The 17,277-nt window shown below is 58.8% G+C and carries 14 protein-coding genes; 8 read left to right on the top strand and 6 right to left on the bottom strand.

The window, feature by feature from the left end; genetic code table 11:
* The first annotated feature begins 390 nt into the window (after positions 1–390).
* The 8 genes from JK199_RS04550 (at position 391) to JK199_RS04515 (ending at position 11,725) form a co-directional block, all read left to right on the top strand.
* Positions 391–2,046: a porin gene (locus JK199_RS04550; RefSeq protein WP_212374158.1), complete on the top strand. Its 1,656-nt coding sequence runs from the start codon at positions 391–393 to the stop codon at positions 2,044–2,046.
* A gap of 153 nt (positions 2,047–2,199) precedes the next feature.
* Positions 2,200–3,027 (top strand): aldo/keto reductase, encoded by an 828-nt coding sequence (locus JK199_RS04545; protein ID WP_212374156.1) that lies wholly within the window; start codon positions 2,200–2,202, stop codon positions 3,025–3,027.
* A 177-nt stretch (positions 3,028–3,204) separates the two neighbouring features.
* Positions 3,205–4,353 carry an LPS export ABC transporter permease LptF gene (lptF, locus tag JK199_RS04540; protein ID WP_077930089.1) on the top strand — a complete coding sequence of 383 codons (1,149 nt, stop codon included), beginning with the start codon at positions 3,205–3,207 and terminating at the stop codon, positions 4,351–4,353.
* A gap of 17 nt (positions 4,354–4,370) precedes the next feature.
* A complete protein-coding gene (lptG, locus tag JK199_RS04535; RefSeq protein ID WP_025828013.1) occupies positions 4,371–5,483 on the top strand; it encodes an LPS export ABC transporter permease LptG in 1,113 nt (370 codons plus the stop codon).
* A 6-nt stretch (positions 5,484–5,489) separates the two neighbouring features.
* The gene (locus tag JK199_RS04530; protein WP_212374660.1) at positions 5,490–7,817 is read left to right on the top strand and encodes an LPS-assembly protein LptD; all 2,328 of its coding nucleotides are present in this window, start codon (positions 5,490–5,492) and stop codon (positions 7,815–7,817) included.
* Positions 7,818–7,897: 80 nt separating this feature from the next.
* Complete coding sequence (locus JK199_RS04525; RefSeq protein WP_077931627.1) at positions 7,898–9,247, top strand: peptidylprolyl isomerase; 1,350 nt, start codon at positions 7,898–7,900, stop codon at positions 9,245–9,247.
* On the top strand, positions 9,244–10,083 hold the full coding sequence (rsmA, locus tag JK199_RS04520) for a 16S rRNA (adenine(1518)-N(6)/adenine(1519)-N(6))-dimethyltransferase RsmA (RefSeq protein ID WP_212374154.1): 840 nt from the start codon (positions 9,244–9,246) through the stop codon (positions 10,081–10,083). Before JK199_RS04525 ends, rsmA begins: the two co-directional genes overlap by 4 nt.
* Positions 10,084–10,231: 148 nt before the next feature.
* Positions 10,232–11,725 (top strand): radical SAM protein, encoded by a 1,494-nt coding sequence (locus JK199_RS04515; RefSeq protein WP_212374151.1) that lies wholly within the window; start codon positions 10,232–10,234, stop codon positions 11,723–11,725.
* Between the two features lie 116 nt (positions 11,726–11,841).
* Here the strand turns inward: JK199_RS04515 and JK199_RS04510 are convergent, their stop codons facing one another.
* From JK199_RS04510 to rpoD, 6 genes are all read right to left on the bottom strand, one after another.
* On the bottom strand, positions 11,842–13,050 hold the full coding sequence (locus tag JK199_RS04510; RefSeq protein WP_212374149.1) for an SAM-dependent methyltransferase: 1,209 nt from the start codon (positions 13,048–13,050) through the stop codon (positions 11,842–11,844).
* A gap of 107 nt (positions 13,051–13,157) precedes the next feature.
* Positions 13,158–13,757: a 50S ribosomal protein L9 gene (rplI, locus tag JK199_RS04505; RefSeq protein ID WP_025827995.1), complete on the bottom strand. Its 600-nt coding sequence runs from the start codon at positions 13,755–13,757 to the stop codon at positions 13,158–13,160.
* A gap of 10 nt (positions 13,758–13,767) precedes the next feature.
* Complete coding sequence (gene rpsR / locus JK199_RS04500; protein ID WP_025827993.1) at positions 13,768–14,043, bottom strand: 30S ribosomal protein S18; 276 nt, start codon at positions 14,041–14,043, stop codon at positions 13,768–13,770.
* Positions 14,044–14,048: 5 nt separating this feature from the next.
* Positions 14,049–14,522 carry a 30S ribosomal protein S6 gene (rpsF, locus tag JK199_RS04495; protein WP_025827992.1) on the bottom strand — a complete coding sequence of 158 codons (474 nt, stop codon included), beginning with the start codon at positions 14,520–14,522 and terminating at the stop codon, positions 14,049–14,051.
* Positions 14,523–14,679: 157 nt separating this feature from the next.
* Entirely contained in the window at positions 14,680–15,264 is a 585-nt protein-coding gene (locus JK199_RS04490; protein ID WP_212374147.1) for a GNAT family N-acetyltransferase, read from the bottom strand.
* The gene (gene rpoD / locus JK199_RS04485) at positions 15,254–17,236 is read right to left on the bottom strand and encodes an RNA polymerase sigma factor RpoD (RefSeq protein ID WP_086655355.1); all 1,983 of its coding nucleotides are present in this window, start codon (positions 17,234–17,236) and stop codon (positions 15,254–15,256) included. Before rpoD ends, JK199_RS04490 begins: the two co-directional genes overlap by 11 nt.
* Between the last annotated feature and the right edge of the window lie 41 nt (positions 17,237–17,277).

The raw sequence follows: 17,277 nt of genomic DNA, 5'->3' as shown, positions 1-17,277 counted from the left end.
GTTATAACAAAAGGACATTTCCGCCCTCTGGAGGGCGGACAAGCCTTATTCCCACATAGCTCCATTCCGCCAGAAGCAGACAGAAGGCAGCGCCTTACAGATTTTGTTTCGGTCTGAGTTTGTTATCACAGCCGGAACATTATGTCATAAAGCACTGACAACAAACAAGAATCCCGGAAATTAACAAATTCCGGTCCGCTTGCAGCGCATAAGAGCCCCTCGCAATGCTCAGAGCTACAGCCCCTGCTCCCCGATGACGCATGCTTTATCCCCTGCCCGTTTCAGAGCCGTTCCGACCTGCCGGGCGAAAAAATACCGCCTTTGCCGGGTGTTGACGGAGGGAAGGCCAATCTCTCAGAGATAACAAACGACGTGAGGGAGCAGACTTTTATGGCATCGAGAAAACGGGCACTTCTTTTACCTGTTATGGCAACATCCGTTGCCTGTGCGCCATTCATGACCGCGCCCTCCGCTCTGGCTGATGATTATAGCGACCTGCTGGATATCCTTCAGCTTAAAGGCAGCCTGACCAAGCACGAGCACGATACGCTTCTGGCCAAACATCTGAGCCACACAGCCGCCGCCTCACACGCGGAGCCTGCACGGGCGGCATCCCGCCCGGTGCGGACAGCCAGCGCCACCGCGGCGCACCATGCAGCAAAAGGCGCGCACGGCGTCAGCTCAGGGTATGAAGACGGGATCCGGTTTGATCCGGGCGCGCCGGATGCAGCTACCAGCCGTGCGGAACTGGCCGCCAACCGGGCCGAGGCCAGCGCCCGCTCCGCGCAGGAAGCCATGCGCTCCACCAATGAGGCCCTGAACAGCAACAGCATTGTGCGCGTTGCCAAATACGTGCCGGGCAAAGGCCTGACCTTTAAAGCCGGGCCGATCGATATCAATTTCTCCGGCTTCGTGAACGGCTTTTACACCTATAACAGCCCGGCCGGGGGCCGCCCGGTGGCGGGCGGTGTCTCGACCGGCTCCAGCGGGTTTGACTCCTCCTCCGTGCGTAACGGCCTGCTGCCTGCTGGCTTTATCCTCAAACTCAGCACCACGCAGTCGGGCATCGATATGTCGGCCGTGCTGGGTATGTATCCGGGCGTGAATAACGCCAAAAACGGGGCCTTCAACGCCAATACCGGCGGTAGTCCGGTCGGGCTGGGCACCGCTGGCATCGATCTGCGTCAGGTTTACGTGACCGTCGGGACGAAAGAGGTCGGGACGTTCAAGTTCGGGCGAGACCTCGCGATTTTCGGCAGCGATGCCATCCTGAACGATGCCACCCTGCTTAGCGTTGGGTCCACCGGCAGCAACGCCGCACCGGGCAATACGTCACTGGGCCGCATCGGCGTGGGGTATGTCTATGCGGACTGGATTCCGCAGATTTCCTACCTCTCCCCCAAATATCATGGGCTGCAAGGTTCTGTGGGCGTCTTCCAGCCGCTGGATGAATTCAATTTTGCCGGTGGGGATCTCTCGGCCTCCTCCACCCAGCATTCCTCTCCTATGGTGCAGGGCAAAGGCACGTATGACTTCACGATCGGGGGCGTGCAGACCCGGATCTGGGCCAGCTTCCTCGTGCAGCATCAGCAGGCCCTTACCAGCCCCGATCTCGAAGCAGGCAGCCGCCGTGGCGCTATGGTAGAAGCCGGGGAAATTGGCACCAAAATCACCTATAAAGGCTTTCAGGGCGTCGCTTACTACTACCGGGGCAGTGGTCTGGGCACCACCGGCCTGTTCTTTGACGGCATTGCCAACAATGGCCGCAAGCGTGCGTCAGAAGGGTACTACGTGCAGGCCATGTATAACTTCACCAAGAAGTTCAAGCTGGTCGGCAGTTATGGTGTGAGTAACCTCTATCAGGCACCGGGGGAAAACAGTTCTTTGCTGGTCCGCCGCAACCAGTCTGAAGTCGGCGCGGCCTTTTACAGCCTGACCGACTGGCTGAACCTTGTGGCAGAGTACGCGCATACGGAATCCGCCGCGCACGGGCCGAATAAGGAAAGTGATAACTCAGCTTCTGGCGGTGTCATCCTCCTGTTCTGAGGCCGGAAGAGTTCTGGTCCGGGCTGGTTTTTCTGAACCATCCGGCGACCGGGGCGTTGAAACAGAAGGTAACACTCTGCCAGCGGAGTTTCCTCACGCGCTGGCAGGGCGTGTTTCTGACTTTCAGACAAGACTTCCAAGGATTGCATCCCCATGCCCTCAGCTCCCCTTTTCACTCTGAATGACGGCCACAAAATTCCTGCTCTGGGATTTGGCACGTACCCCATGAATGATCAGGAGGTGGAAACTGCCGTGCAGGCTGCCCTGCTGACCGGCTATCGCCTGATTGATACCGCCGCCAGCTATGGCAACGAGACAGGGGTAGGACATGCCCTGCAAGAGTCTGATGTTGAACGAAAAGACATCTTCCTCACCACCAAGCTGCGCGGGGCCGATCAGGGATATGACGCCGCTCTCAAAGGGCTGGATGGCAGCCTGCAACGGCTGAATGTGGACTATGTGGACCTCTACCTCATTCACTGGCCGCTCCCCGGTAAAGGTTTGTATGTAGAAAGCTGGAAGGCGATGATTGCCGCCCAGAAAGACGGCAAGATCCGCTCCATTGGGGTCTCCAACTTCAAACCCGAACATCTGGACCGCATCATTCAGGAAACAGGCGTGGTGCCTGCCATTAACCAGATCGAAATCCATGCAGATTTCCAGCAGGCCAATATGCGCCGCGTTAATTCGCAGCATGGTATTCTGACAGAAGGCTGGAGCCCGTTTGGCAAAGGGCTGATGGACAATCCGGTCATTGTCAGACTGGCGGAAAAGCATAACCGCACCCCCGCCCAGATCATGCTGCGCTGGTTCACCCAGAACGACATCATTCCCATCCCGAAATCCAGCAATCCGGACCGGATGCGCGCCAATCTTGAAATCTTCAACTTCACGCTGGATCAGGACGATCTCTCAGCCATCACGGGGCTGGAAGCAGGCAACCGTCTGGGGGGTGACCCGGACACCCACGTCGAAGAATAATTTTTTATACTTTTCCGGCTGGCCCCGTTTTTGTCAGCCGGAAAGAGATAATCCGGCCTGCGGCGGGCCTCTCCGCCATCAGAAAGCCTTACGCCGGATGCACTCTCCCCTCGCCTCCTCATTATTCTGTCTCAGAGGGGTGTTGCTCTCAGAGAGGGAGGGGGTAGATAAGCAGGTATGATCGTCCGTTCTCTCCCATCCTGGCTGAAGGCACGTGTCTCCACACTGGACCGCTACGTGTTTCACCAGCTTCTGGTCGCCCTGCTGGCCTCCACCGGGGGGCTGGCGGCCCTGATCTGGCTGATGCAATCCCTGCGTTTTGTCTCGCTGGTGGTGGATCGCGGGCTGTCTCTGCGGGTCTTTATTGAGCTGACAAGCCTGCTCATTCCCTCCTTTGTGGCCGTCGTGCTGCCTATCACCACGTTTGTGGTGAGCCTGTTTGTCTATCAGCGGCTGGCGGGGGACCGGGAACTGACGGTGATGCGCGCAGCGGGGCTTTCCCCCATTGCGCTGGCCCGCCCCGGCCTGACCTGCGCCATGATGGCAACCCTTATCGGTTTTTTGCTGAACCTGTGGGTTGTGCCGGTCTCCTACCATCATTTCCGGCAGTTTGAATTCCAGATCAGGAACAAGATGGCGGCCTTCATGCTTCAGGAGGGCGTCTTTACCAAAGTGTCTGACGTGATGACGGTCTATATCCGGGAACGCAGCCATGATGGCACGCTGCACGGCATTGTGGTGGAGGATGACCGCCAGCCCAACAGCCGCGCCACCATTCTGGCCAACCGCGGCACCATGATGATTGTGGGCGATACGCCGCGCGTCATCCTGTATGACGGCTCCCGTCAGGTGATCGACCATAAAACGGGGCGTCTGGACATGCTGGTTTTCCAGCAGGATTCCATGGACCTCTCCTCCACACATCAGGAAGATTCCCGCTTCCGCGATGCCGCGGAAATGTCCCTGCATGAACTGCTGAACCCCGACCCCAGGGAAGTCGCCCCGCGTGACACCGGCAAGTTCAAGGTGGAAGGCTGGCGCAGGCTGACCTCACCGCTCACCTGCTTCTCCTTCGCCATGGTGGGGCTGTTTGCCGTGCTGCGCGGTGTGTTCTCACGCCATGGCAACATCAAACGGCCTCTGGCGGCGGTTCTCAGCGTGGTGGGCCTGCTGGCCATCAACCTGCTGCTGCAAAACCTTGCCAGCCGGAATATGGGGCTTATTCCGCTCATTCCGCTGGTGGCTCTGCTGCCCGGTCTGGTGTGTGCGGGCATCCTGTTTGTGCCGGAACTGCGCCTGCGGGCCAGCACCCGCAGCACGGTCTGAGGAAGAACGCGCCCCCTATGGTTGTCTCCGTTACCCTCTCGCTCTACATCGCGCGCCAGTTCGTCTTTTCGGTGCTGGCCATGATCGCGTCCCTGACGGGCATCGTCTGCCTGTTTGACTTTATCGATCTGCTGCGGCGTGTCGCGACCCGGCCTGACGTTTCCACCAATGTAGTGACGGAAATCGCGGGGCTGCACGTTCCCTATTTTGCTATGGAAATTCTGCCGTTCGGTATTCTGCTGGGCGGCATCATCTGTTTCTGGCGGCTCACCCGCTCTTCGGAACTGATTGTGGCCCGTGCCGCCGGGATTTCCGCATGGCAGTTTCTGGCGGGTCCGCTGGCCTGCGCCATGCTGATCGGCGGCGTTGCGACCACACTGGTCTCCCCCCTATCTTCCTCCATGTATCGCCGGGCGGAAGAGCTGGATCAGCAATATCTGCGCACGGGGGGCGGGCCGCTCAGCCTGTCCAGTGGCTCGCTCTGGCTCCGGCAGGCGGACAGCCAGTATGACCCGAAAGGGGTCGCTATCCTGCATGCCCGTGGGGTCCAGCTTCAGGCGGGTGTGCTCCATATTCATGATGTGAGCGTGTTCCGGCTGGACCATGAAGCCAGGCTGATTATGCGAATCGAATCGCCCGACGGCATTCTGGGAGACCGGATCTGGGAGCTTAAAGACGCGCAGACCGTCCGTCCGAATGAAATTCTTCACCCCATCGGGCAAATGAACCTCCCGACGGATCTGACGGTCGCGCGCGTGCAGGAAAGTTTTTCCTCGCCGGAAACACTCTCGGTCTGGGCGCTGCCCAGCTTTATTGCGCTGCTCGACCGCTCCGGATTTTCTTCCATCCGACACCGGATTCACTTCCAGTCTCTGCTCGCACTCCCTATGCTTGCGGGAACAATGGCTCTGGTAGCAGCAGGTTTTTCCATGCGCCCGACACGGCGCGGCGGCGTGGCCCAGATGATCGGGTCTGGCGTTGCAGCGGGATTTCTGCTTTTCACAGTATCAAAAGTTGCGGAGCAGTTTGGTAATTCCGGTGCCCTCCCCCCCGTTCTGGCGGCATGGGCACCCACAGTTGCCGGGCTTTGCCTCGCTATTTCTCTGCTTCTTCATCTGGAGGATGGCTGATTGACCGTGGCCTCTCGGCCTTCCCGCTTCCGGCGTCTGTACCGCCGGCGCACGCTTGCCGCCGCTACGGCGCTGGGAGGCATGACCGCGTGCATTATGGTAGCGCTGCCCAAACAGGCCCATGCCCAGTTCAGGCCGCAGCCCATGCATCTGAACACCGGCAGCAAAACCTCCTCCGATGAACCGGCAACCTTTCAGGCTGACAGCGTGGACTATGATGACCACGCCAATACCGTCACATGGACCGGCAACGTGCAGGTCTGGCAGGGGGACCACGTCCTGCGGGCCGACAAGATTGTGTATGACCGGGATACCGGCATCGTTGCCGCGCGTGGCAACGTCGCCACCATCCAGCCGGACGGCTCCGTCATGTACGCCAATTATGCGGAACTGACGGGCAACATGCGGGACGGCATCATGCTGCACGTCAATGCCCGCCTGCCGGAAAACGCCAAACTGGCTGCCAACGGCCTGCGGCGCACTGGCGGTAAGGTCAACGTCATGAGTCGCGCGGTCTACACCGCCTGTGAAATCTGTGAAAAAGACAAGACGCGCGCACCGTTCTGGCAGTTCCGCGCCTATGACGCCACGCAGGATCTGGAGCACGAGCGGATCGATTTCCGGGATACGTTTATCGATATCTTCGGGATTCCGGTCCTGTATCTGCCCTATTTCTCCATGACAGACCCGTCCTCCAAACGGCACAGCGGCTTCCTGATGCCCGGCGTGACCCCGCATGACCGTTATCTTGGCACCTACTTCACCATCCCCTATTACTGGGTGCTGGATGATAGTTCTGACGTCACCGTGCAGGCCCTGTTCTCCACCAAGACAGGCCCGCAGCTCAGCGCGCAGTACAGAAAGCTCTTCAACTTCGGCATGCTGAATGTTCAGGGCGGGATCGCTTACGATACCCACCGTTCCAGCAGCTACACCAACAACTTTGGTGAACCCGTGGGCCGCGGCAACGGCCACGGCATGCAGGGCTATATTTTTGCCAACGGCCAGTTCTCCATCAACAAATACTGGCGCGCCGGAGCCAATGTTAATCTGGCCACATCTGCTGACTACATGCGCGATTACCGTGTACAGGGCTATGGGTCAGACACCCTGAACTCCAATGCCTATCTGGAAGGCTTTGGCACAGGCGCATACAGCCGGGTGGACGCCCAGTATTATCAGGGGCTGAACCAGGGTGTTATCCGCAACTCGGACCTGCCGTTCGTGCTGCCGCGCTATACTTACAGCTTCCTCAGCCAGCCTGATGCATGGGGTGGCCGGTTTGGCATGTCCACGACCGACTTTAACGTCCGGCGTGAAAACGGAACGTCCGACATGCGCGGCCAGCTTGCGCTGAACTGGGACCGCCCCTTTACCAACCGTCTGGGCCAGAAATTCCTGCTGACGCTGCATCTGGATTCCATGGTCTACCGGGCCAAAAAGCTCTATCAGCAGCCCAATTTCTATAAAACCGGGGCCACTGCCGTCAGCGGTCAGGTGTTACCGACCATCGCGCTGAAGACCAACTGGCCGTTTATCCGTACGTTTGAGCATGGCCACGGCACGCAGATCCTTGAGCCCATTGTGCAGGCCATTTACGCGCCCAACACCGGGGCGGGCACAAACGACAATATCCCGAACGAAGACAGTCTGGCGTATGAGTTTACGGACTCCACCCTGTTCTCACTCAATCGCTATCAGGGCACGGACAGGCTTGATGGCGGCCTGCGCGGCAATGTGGGCGTGCATGCCAACTGGACGTGGGACGGGCATGAAATTGACCTTCTGGGCGGCGCCAGCTTCCAGGAACATATTACCCACGACCGCCTGCCCTATTCCGGGCTGGATCATCATGTGTCGGACATCGTTGCCCGTGCCCGCGTAGCGCCCAACCAGTATTTTGACTTCACGGCCCGCATGCGGCTCAACCCCTACACCTCCAAGTTTGACTTTGGGGATGCGCTGTTCAGCGCCGGGGTGCCGCATTTCCGTATCCGTGGCGGATATATCTATGAGCCGGTAACACCGTATTACTACTACGCGACCGATTACCGTTCCTCCGGCCCGACCCAGCTTTACTACGCCCGCACGAGCGAGCTGAGCGGCGGCTTCTCGACCGACTGGGCCAACTGGCACCTGTCCGGCTTTGCCCGCCGCAGCCTCTCCCGCAAGGAATTTGTCTCTCTGGGCGGGGATATCGGCTATAGCAATGACTGCTTCGGCCTTGATTTCATGTATCTCAAACAATACACCTCAATTGGTGGTCAGCAGCGTAACTCGACCTATCTGTTCACTGTCAGCTTCAAAACGCTGGGAGCGTTTGGTCTCAAATGATCGCGGCTTCAAAAAACCCGGCCTCTCCGGTATTTACTCTTCTTCCTGTTCTCCGGCGGAAAGCTGAAAGACTGTCCTGCATGCGTCTGCGCTCTCTTACTCTGGCCTGCTCCCTTGCGGCTCTGACACTGGCCTCCGTTGCTCATGCAGCCCCCCATGCCGGGCAGAAAGACGCCGCCGCGCAGTCTGCCGCTGCTGCCAAGCCGCCGCACCCGGACGATTCAATTATCGCCGTCGTCAACGGTATTCCGCTGACCACGCGGGATGTGGAAAATCGCGGCAAGCTGTTCGCGCTTTCAACGGGTCTGTCCGTCAATGCCGAACTGATGGACCGGCTGCGTCCGCAGATTATCCGCCAGCTGATTGATGAACGGCTGCGCACGCAGGAAATTCTCTCGCGCCACATCAACACACCGCCGGAACAGATTGCCGCCGCCATTGCCGGGATCGAACGCCGCAACGGCATGCCGCAGAACGCCCTGCGGGACCGTCTGGCGCAGGACGGTGTCTCGCTGACAACCCTGATCGACCAGATTCGGGTGCAGATTGGCTGGGTGCAGGTGCTGCGGCAGGAACTGGGGGCACGCGGCCGCGTCTCCGCCAAGGAAATCGCCCAGCGTGAAGAGGCCCTGAAGCGGCAGGATGGCCGGACGGAATATAACCTGAGCGAAATTTTCGTGAAGGTGGAAGACCCCCGCCACTCGGAAGAAGAACTGGCCTTTACCAACACCGTTATTCAGGAACTGCGCAAAGGCGCGCCCTTCCCCATTGTGGCGGCCCAGTTCTCGCAGAGTCAGACAGCGCTGGATGGCGGCTCCATGGGCTGGGTGCAGGAAGATGAACTGGACCCGGCTGTAATCAGCATGGTCAAACAGATGCCGGTCGGGGCCGGGGCAATCTCCAACCCCATCAAGGTGCCGGGCGGGTTTGTGATCATCACGGTCAATGGCAAGCGGGTGATCGGCCATCAGCCGGGCCACGTTATTACCATCCGGCAGGCTTTCCTGCCGTTTGACGCGCCCCTCAACCCGGAACACGTGACACCCCAGCAGCAGCAGACGCTGCAAAAAGCCGTCAAAATTGCGCAGACGGTCAGCTCCTGTGATGCCATTGCGTCCATCAACCAGCAGAATGGTGAAAAGCGGCCGACCGACCCCGGTGAGCTTCAGCTTGAACGCATGAACCCGCAGATGCGCTCCCTGCTGGAAACTCTCCCGCTGAACAAGGTCTCCCGCCCGCTGGTGTCCACCGATGGCATTGACCTGATCATGGTCTGCTCCAAAAAAGATAAGAACTTTGCCGATCGCTCTCCGAGTGAAATTGCTGACCAGCTGATGAACGAGCGCGTGGAACAGACCGCCCGTCAGCTGGACAGTGACCTGCACCGTAAGGCGATGATCGACATGCGTATCAAGCTGAAGGGCGTATGACGTCTCCCGCCGGTCTGGAAAGCCTCCGGGACGTTATCAGCCGCCACGGGCTGGATGCCCGGAAGGCCCTTGGTCAGCATTTTCTTCTTGATCCTGACATCACCAACCGCATCGCCTCTCTGGCGGGCACGCTGGACGGTCGGCATGTGGTGGAAGTCGGTCCCGGCCCCGGCGGTCTGACGCGCTCCCTCCTGAATACAAAAGCGGCGTCCGTCACGGCGGTGGAGGTTGACCCGCGTGCCGCTGAGATTATCCGGGAACTGAGTGCTTTTTACCCGGACCGCCTGAAACTGGTGGAAGCCGACGCACTGAAAGAGGATCTAACGACCCTGTGCCCCGCCCCCCGGCACATTGTCGCGAACCTGCCTTACAATGTGGCCACACCATTGCTGGTCGGCTGGCTGCGTCAGGGAACGGCGTGGGAACGGCTGACCCTCATGTTTCAGCTTGAGGTTGTCGAGCGGATCTGCGCACAGCCGGGTTCCTCCCATTACGGACGGCTGGGTGTTCTGGCCCAGTGGTGCGCCCAGTGCGCTATTGTCATGAAGCTGCCGCCGGGAGCCTTTTCTCCCCCGCCTGCCGTCTGGTCCGCGGTGGTGAGCATTACCCCGCATGCTGACCAGCCTGAACCAGCTTTGTTCAAGGCCATGGAACGGGTGACAGCCGCCGCCTTCGGGCAGCGGCGCAAGATGCTCCGTGGCTCCCTGAAAGGCCTACACGGAGAACATCTGCTGTCTGAAACCGGTATTGACGGCACACGCCGCGCAGAGACCCTCAGCATTGCCGAGTTTGACAGCCTCGCACGCGCGCATCTGGCTCTTTCCGGCAAAAGCTGATCTGGCTGCACTCAGCTTCCGGGTGACGCCACCAACTTTCCGAAAGCGTGCAGTCTCTAAACCACATCCTCTTTCAGCCTGTGCAGCGCACGCTTTACGCCCTTCCAGACCTGTATTACTCACTAAGGCAGGGAAATAGCCTGATAAGATGGGACAGATGCTGCTCAGCGGACTGAAAGCTTTCAGACGGACCTTTCTGAACAAGGTCTCGCGCCTTTCCGAAAAGCATGCGACGACGGACGCAACTGCACCCTCGACCTCGACGCCCGAAGCCCCGCCACTCCCGCCGTCAACAGGCTTTATCGACCAGATCAGTACGCGGCATGTGCAGGGCTGGACAATCGCCCCTGAAAGCCCCGCTCAACGGCTCAATGTGGAAGCCTTTTTGCCCGAAACAGGAGAAAAACTGGGGCACGGCACAGCCGATCAGTTTCATTACGGATTATCCGGCATTGGAGACGGAAGCCGCCGATACGGGTTCTGGTTCCACCTGACGCGCGAGATTACCCCCGCCGAGCGTGAGACCCTGCGCGTCCGCGTTCCCGGTCAGGGAGACCTTGCGCGCTCCCCCAACCTGAGTTCGTGGCAACCGCTCCTGCACGTCGCCATGGATATTGTCGACAACTGCAATCTGCGCTGTCCTTTCTGCCTTTACGATTACAGCGCCGTACGCCGCACCCATGTTATGACGCGCGATACGCTGGAAGCCGCACTCCGGCTCCTGCCATACACCAAGGATGGTGAATTCTGGTTCTCCTGCCTGCATGAGCCTTCTCTGCACCCGGAGTTTGCGTCTTTTCTGGACGCTATCCCGCCAGCGTTCCGCAAAAAGGTATTTTTCACCACCAATCTGGCGCGCCGGATGCCGGAAAGCTATTTCCGGACTCTCGCCCAAAGCAGCATCGACCACATCAATATTTCCATGGAATCCCGGACGCCCGAACTCTACGAACGGATGAGAAAAGGGGCACGTTTTCCAATTTTTATGGAAAACTGGGACAGGCTTCTGGCAGCTTTTCGGGACGCTGGGTCAACGGTTGCCCTGCGCTATGTCATTATGGCTTACAAATCCAACCTGCATGAACTGCCGGAACTGAGCCGCTATTTGCTGAGTGAAGGCCGGGCTGCGCAGGTTGAAATTCGCTATACTTATGATGTGCCCTTTATTGACGCTGCTTTCCGCCAGCAGGAATTTCTGGAGGAAGCCGAGTGGGACTGGCTTCAGGCCAATCTTCCCGTAGCCGAACCGGGACAGATCCTGCTGGCACGGCCGCCTGCCCCCCAAAACTCCGCCCCGGCTGACGCTCAAACCGAAACTAAGGCAGAGGCAGAGGCAGAGGCAGAGGCAGAGGCAGAGGCAGAGGCAGAGGCAGAAACCGCATCAGCCTCTGCGCTCACCATCAAGCCTGAAGAGACGCCGCAGACCGTAAAAAAACCCGAGCCTCGATTTATACCGGGGCACTATCTGGCACAGCTTTCATGGGATGGAACGCTGGAACTGAAAGGCATCAGTCAGGCCAGTTCCGGCGCGGCTCTGATAGAAGTGCCTGTCGTGACAAAAAATATCCGCGATATCCCGAATATCGACAGCTTTCTGTATGAACTGGACTGCAAAAGCATCCAGACGTCAGAGGCATCCTGAGCAGACAACCCGTCCGGCCCGATATGGCCAGCCCATGATTATAGCCGGCAACCGGACCATCCGCAGGCAGGCTCCGGCGTGTCTCCGCACACCAGAGCCGCCATATTCCGTGCCTGTTATCGGGCTTCCGCCTCAGCCATGTAATCGCGCGTTAGCGGCACGGCATCAATGGAGCGGGTAATCTGCAACTGGAAGTTCATGTGACCCTGCACACGGAACGACAGTTCCGCCGCATCCAGATAGAACTCAAACATCCGCGCAAACCGCTCATCATACAGCGCTACAGCTTTGGCCCGGTTGGCGGCAAACCGCTCCCGCCAGATGGCAATGGTCTTGGCGTAGTGCAGCCGCAGAATTTCACAGTCCGTTACCCACAGGCCAGACCGCTCCACAGCGGCAAAGGCTTCACTCAGCGAGGGTGAATAGCCACCGGGGAAGATATATTTGTTAATCCACGGGTTGGTGGTGCCCGGCCCGTCATTCCGCCCGATGGAATGGAGCAGAGCCACGCCATCTTCTGTCAGGCTATTTTTAAGGATTTCAAAAAACTGATGGTAATGATGCACGCCCACATGCTCGAACATGCCGACTGAGACAATCCGGTCAAACCGTCGCTGAAGGTTACGGTAATCGAGCATTTCAAAGCGGACCCGGCCTTCCAGCCCTTCCTCTTTCGCCCGGCGGCGCGCAATCGTCAGCTGTTCTTCGGAGAGCGTAATGCCCGTCACAACCGCTCCGTAATCCCGTGCCAGTGTCAGCGCCATACCGCCCCACCCGCAGCCAATATCCAGCACTTCCAGCCCGGGTTTGTTCAGCAGCAGCTTGGCAGCGATATGCTTTTTCTTGGCCTCCTGCGCCTCATCCAGAGTTTCATCCCCTCTGCGGAAGTAGGCACAGGAATATTGCCGGTCCTTATCCAGAAACAGGTCATACAGACGGCTGTCCAGATCATAATGATGCGCCACATTCTGCCGGGAGCGCTTGATGGGGTTGAACTGGATCCAGCTCCGGCAGGCATAGCGGAACGTGCTGGCAATCTGCTCGGGCAAGTGGCCAGGAGACATGGCGTTGAGCATCAGCAGATCCAGCAACTGATACAGCGTGCAGTCCTTCGGCCGGATGCCGCCATTCATGTAGCCTTCACCAAAGCCCAGACCGGGGTTCATGGCCAGCGCGCGGGCACTGGCATTGTCCACCAGCGTCATGCCTGCTTCCGGCCCCGGCTTGCTGCCGCTGTAGTGCGTCAGACTTCCATCGGGCCAGGCAACATGCAGCCGCCCCGAGGAAATAAAGTGCCGTAATATCCGGTCCAGAATGCGGTTCATGCACTTACTCCGTCATGCCCATGAAAACGCCTGATAGTAAAACACAAAAAAGGGCCCGGAAATACTTCCGGACCCCTTTTGAAGGCATAGCAGAAAAAAGACGACGCTCAGGCGTCGGCTTTGTTTTCTTCTGCTGCCGGTGCTTCCGCGTCGTCAGCGACAATCTCGCCTTCGATCACGGCATCATCACCAGCAATTTCCGCTTCTTCTTCAACGCTCAGCGCTTCACCGCGTGCCTGACGCTCAGCTTCTTCAGCAGAACGGGCCACGTTGACGATAACCGGCACAACAACTTCCGGATGCAGAGCAACCTTGACTTCATACAGACCAAGAGACTTGATCGGATGAGACAGGAAGACCTGCTGACGGGAGATGGTGAAGCCAGCTTCGGTCACGATCTGAGCAATGTCGCGGGTGGACACGGAGCCGTACAGGCTGCCGCTGTCACCAGCCTGACGGATCAGCACAACAGCCAGACCGTCCATGCGCTCGGAGAGACGCTCGGCTTCTTCACGACGTTTGATGTTCTGTGCCTCAAGCTGGGCGCGTTCACGGTCGAAGCGTGAACGGTTGGCTTCGTTTGCACGAATAGCCTTGCCCTGCGGCAGCAGGAAGTTACGGGCATAACCCGGACGAACCTTCACCACATCGCCCATCTGACCCAGATGTTCAACGCGCTGAAGCAGGATCACTTCTGTAGCAGCCATGATCGCCCTCTCAGCTCATCACGTAGGGAAGCAGAGCAAGGAAGCGGGCGCGCTTGATAGCCTGCGCCAGCTCACGCTGCTTCTTTGCGGAAACCGCCGTAATACGGCTCGGCACGATCTTGCCACGTTCGGACAGGAAACGGCTCAGCAGACGTACGTCCTTATAGTCGATCTTCGGCGCATTGGGGCCGGAGAACGGGCAGGATTTACGACGACGGTAGAACGGACGACGGGCACCAACTGCGGGGCGACGTGCGGCGGGATTGATTTCGGTCGTTTCAGACATGCTGCTCACTCCCCTTCGGCGCCAGCGGCTTCAGCCGGCTTTTCATCACGGGCGCGATATTCTTCACGATCTTCGGAAGAACGACGGCCGCCACGGCCGCTTTCAAAGCGTCCGGCAGGCTTCGGGCCACGGAAACCACGTTCGCCGCGGTCATCACCCTTGCGGGACAGCGGCGGGGACGGAGCTTCATCAATTTCATCAACGCGCAGCGCCAGCAGACGCAGAACGTCTTCATTGATGGCGAGCTGACGCTCGATTTCCTTGAGCATCTCGGCCTTCATTTCAAGACCCAGCAGGACGTAGTGGCCCTTGCGGTTTTTCTTGATACGGTAAGCCAGAGTGCGCAGGCCCCAGTATTCACGCTTTTTGACGGAACCGCCATCAGCTTCAACCTGAGCAATCACACCATCAATGATGGCATCAACCTGCTGCTGCGAAATATCATTACGTGCGATAAGCACGGTCTCGTAAAGTGGCATGGGTACTCCCTTCGGATCGTATCAACCCGACTGCGCCAGACCGTTCCGGCAAACAGCGCCCTGCTGAGGCAGAGCAAACGGGTATAGCCGGAGCGATGCCGCGCACCCGGCAGGGAAGATGGCGTGTCAACCACATTTCTGCCCGGAACGCAAGAGTTCAGACCAGAAATTTCTCTGGAATGACAAGCCCGAGCCTGTCCGGCACATCCCACACTTCTTCCATTGTGCTGACAGGCTCGAACCCCATCTGCCGGTAAAGCGGTAAAGCGCGGGGGTGGTCTGCCGTGCAGGTATTAACCCGCACACAGAGCGGCCCCAGTGACCAGGCATGACGCACCGCCTGATCCAGAAAGGCACGCCCGACCCCATGCCCGATCGCTTCCGGGAACAGCCCGAAATAGGACAGGTTGATATCCTGCGGATTGGACAGACTGAGTTCGTAAAAACCACGAATGGCCTGCCCATGCTTCAGCACGGCAATGCTGATCGAGGCCTGTTCCAGCAAATGCGCAAGGTCACGGTCAGACGCCGCCTGCCGCATCCACCAGCAGTAAGGGCGGCCAACCTTGTCCTGCAACAGGCGATAGCCTGCCACATCCGGCCGGACATTCGTCTCAACCGTCCAGCCTTCCGGCAATCTCAGGGCTTCCCCCGCAGGGGCGCGCAGCATCCGCATGAAGGTGACGTCCACCTTCATGCGCGTGGCAGGCTCAGCCTGCCGGATGCAGACCTCAGTTATCATCCAGGAAGGACCGGAGCTTACGGCTGCGGCTGGGGTGCTTGAGCTTACGCAGAGCCTTGGCTTCAATCTGACGGATACGTTCACGGGTCACGTTAAACTGCTGGCCAACTTCTTCCAGCGTGTGGTCCGTGTTCATGCCAATCCCAAAGCGCATCCGCAGCACGCGCTCTTCACGCGGCGTCAGAGACGCCAGAACGCGGGTTGTGGCTTCACGCAGGTTGGTCTGAATGGCGGCATCCAGCGGAATGATGGCCGTCTTATCCTCAATGAAATCACCCAGATGGCTGTCTTCCTCATCCCCGATCGGGGTTTCCAGAGAAATCGGCTCTTTGGCGATCTTGAGCACTTTCCGCACTTTTTCCAGCGGCATGCCCAGCTTTTCAGCCAGTTCTTCCGGTGCCGGTTCCCGCCCGATCTCATGCAACATCTGGCGGGAGGTCCGCACCAGCTTGTTGATGGTCTCGATCATATGGACCGGGATACGGATCGTCCGCGCCTGATCCGCAATGGAGCGGGTAATCGCCTGCCTGATCCACCATGTCGCATAGGTGGAGAACTTATAGCCACGGCGGTATTCAAACTTATCCACGGCCTTCATCAGGCCGATATTGCCTTCCTGAATCAGGTCAAGGAATTGCAGGCCGCGGTTGGTGTATTTCTTGGCAATGGAAATCACCAGACGCAGGTTGGCCTCAATCATTTCCTTCTTGGCGCGCGCGGAATCCCGCTCGCCACGGGCCACCGTCGCGTACACACGGCGGAACTCGCCAATCGGCAGACCTGTATCCTGTGCAAGCTGCGCAACCTGATTCCGCAGGTCAATCACAGTCTCGGAATGTTTGGCGACAAAGTTTTTCCACGATTTACCCGGCAGCGCGGAGACCATGTCCATCCATGCCGGGTCCAGCTCACGCCCGCGATATTTCAGCAGGAAGTCCTCGCGCGAGACGCGGCAGCTTTCCGCCAGACGCAGCATACGGCCTTCCAGCACGTTCAGTGTGCGGAACAGTTCCTTGAGCTGGATCACCAGATCTTCAATCCGGTTGTTGTGCAGATGCACCTGCTCAACCTTGCCAACCAGCTCATCCCGCAGAGCGGCATAAATCTGCTCGGACCGGTCCTGCACTTCCTCGCCGGTGGTCAGCACATCAATGCGCCGGACCTGAAGTTTGCGCAGTTTTTCGTACAGCGGCTCGATATCTTCAAAATGCGCGAGGATTTCCGGCTTCAGCTTTTCTTCCAGCGCGGAAAGAGACAGGCCGCTGCCTTCCCCCTCAACTTCGCCTTCAGCTTCGTTTTCCGGCTCGTCCGCGTCTTCGCTCTCACCCTCGGTATTCTCAAACGCGTCACCGGTGCCCTCTTCCCCCATGGGGTTCGTGGCCGCCTGCATGGCTTCCAGATCCACAATGTCACGCAGCAGCATTTCATTGTTACGGATCTTCTCGTGCCAGGAGATAATGGCGCGGAATGTCAGCGGGCTTTCGCACAGGCCGCCAATCATTTCATCACGGCCAGCCTCAATGCGCTTGGCAATGGCAATCTCACCCTCGCGGGAGAGCAGTTCCACCGTGCCCATCTCGCGCAGATACATGCGCACCGGGTCATCCGTGCGGCCGAGATTTTCTGCGTTGACGTTCCCGGAGGCGGTTTCGGTCTCCGCTTCCTCGGCGTCGTCCTCGGCCTCTTCATCCTCGGCTTTTTCGGACTTCTGGGAGTCGGAGTCGTCACTTTCCTCGTTCTCGACGACCTGAATTCCCATTTCGGACAACATCGCCATGATGTCCTCAATCTGCTCGGAGGACATTTTGTCCTGAGGCAGCACGGCGTTCAGCTCGTCAAACGTGATGTGCCCACGCTCACGCCCCTTCGCGATCAGTTTTTTGACCGCGGCAGACTGCGTATCCAGAGTGGTGGTGTCACCATCCTGCTCAGCTGAGTGCGCTCCGTTACCCGATGCTGTCTTTGTTGCCATGCCTGACCTGCTCCTCCCCCGCCCTCATTCTGACAAGATGC

It is taken from the genome of Acetobacter persici (assembly GCF_018256955.1).
Taxonomy (GTDB): domain Bacteria; phylum Pseudomonadota; class Alphaproteobacteria; order Acetobacterales; family Acetobacteraceae; genus Acetobacter; species Acetobacter persici.
This window is presented reverse-complemented; position numbering and strand designations above follow the sequence as displayed.

Coding starts and splice junctions, on each gene's coding strand:
- rpoD (WP_086655355.1), bottom strand. CDS start 17,236: ATGGCAACAAAGACAGCATCGGGTAACGGAGCGCACTCAGCTGAGCAG.
- JK199_RS04515 (WP_212374151.1), top strand. CDS start 10,232: ATGGGACAGATGCTGCTCAGCGGACTGAAAGCTTTCAGACGGACCTTT.
- JK199_RS04490 (WP_212374147.1), bottom strand. CDS start 15,264: ATGATAACTGAGGTCTGCATCCGGCAGGCTGAGCCTGCCACGCGCATG.
- JK199_RS04545 (WP_212374156.1), top strand. CDS start 2,200: ATGCCCTCAGCTCCCCTTTTCACTCTGAATGACGGCCACAAAATTCCT.
- rpsR (WP_025827993.1), bottom strand. CDS start 14,043: ATGTCTGAAACGACCGAAATCAATCCCGCCGCACGTCGCCCCGCAGTT.
- rpsF (WP_025827992.1), bottom strand. CDS start 14,522: ATGCCACTTTACGAGACCGTGCTTATCGCACGTAATGATATTTCGCAG.
- lptG (WP_025828013.1), top strand. CDS start 4,371: ATGGTTGTCTCCGTTACCCTCTCGCTCTACATCGCGCGCCAGTTCGTC.
- lptF (WP_077930089.1), top strand. CDS start 3,205: ATGATCGTCCGTTCTCTCCCATCCTGGCTGAAGGCACGTGTCTCCACA.
- rplI (WP_025827995.1), bottom strand. CDS start 13,757: ATGGCTGCTACAGAAGTGATCCTGCTTCAGCGCGTTGAACATCTGGGT.
- JK199_RS04510 (WP_212374149.1), bottom strand. CDS start 13,050: ATGAACCGCATTCTGGACCGGATATTACGGCACTTTATTTCCTCGGGG.
- rsmA (WP_212374154.1), top strand. CDS start 9,244: ATGACGTCTCCCGCCGGTCTGGAAAGCCTCCGGGACGTTATCAGCCGC.
- JK199_RS04550 (WP_212374158.1), top strand. CDS start 391: ATGGCATCGAGAAAACGGGCACTTCTTTTACCTGTTATGGCAACATCC.
- JK199_RS04525 (WP_077931627.1), top strand. CDS start 7,898: ATGCGTCTGCGCTCTCTTACTCTGGCCTGCTCCCTTGCGGCTCTGACA.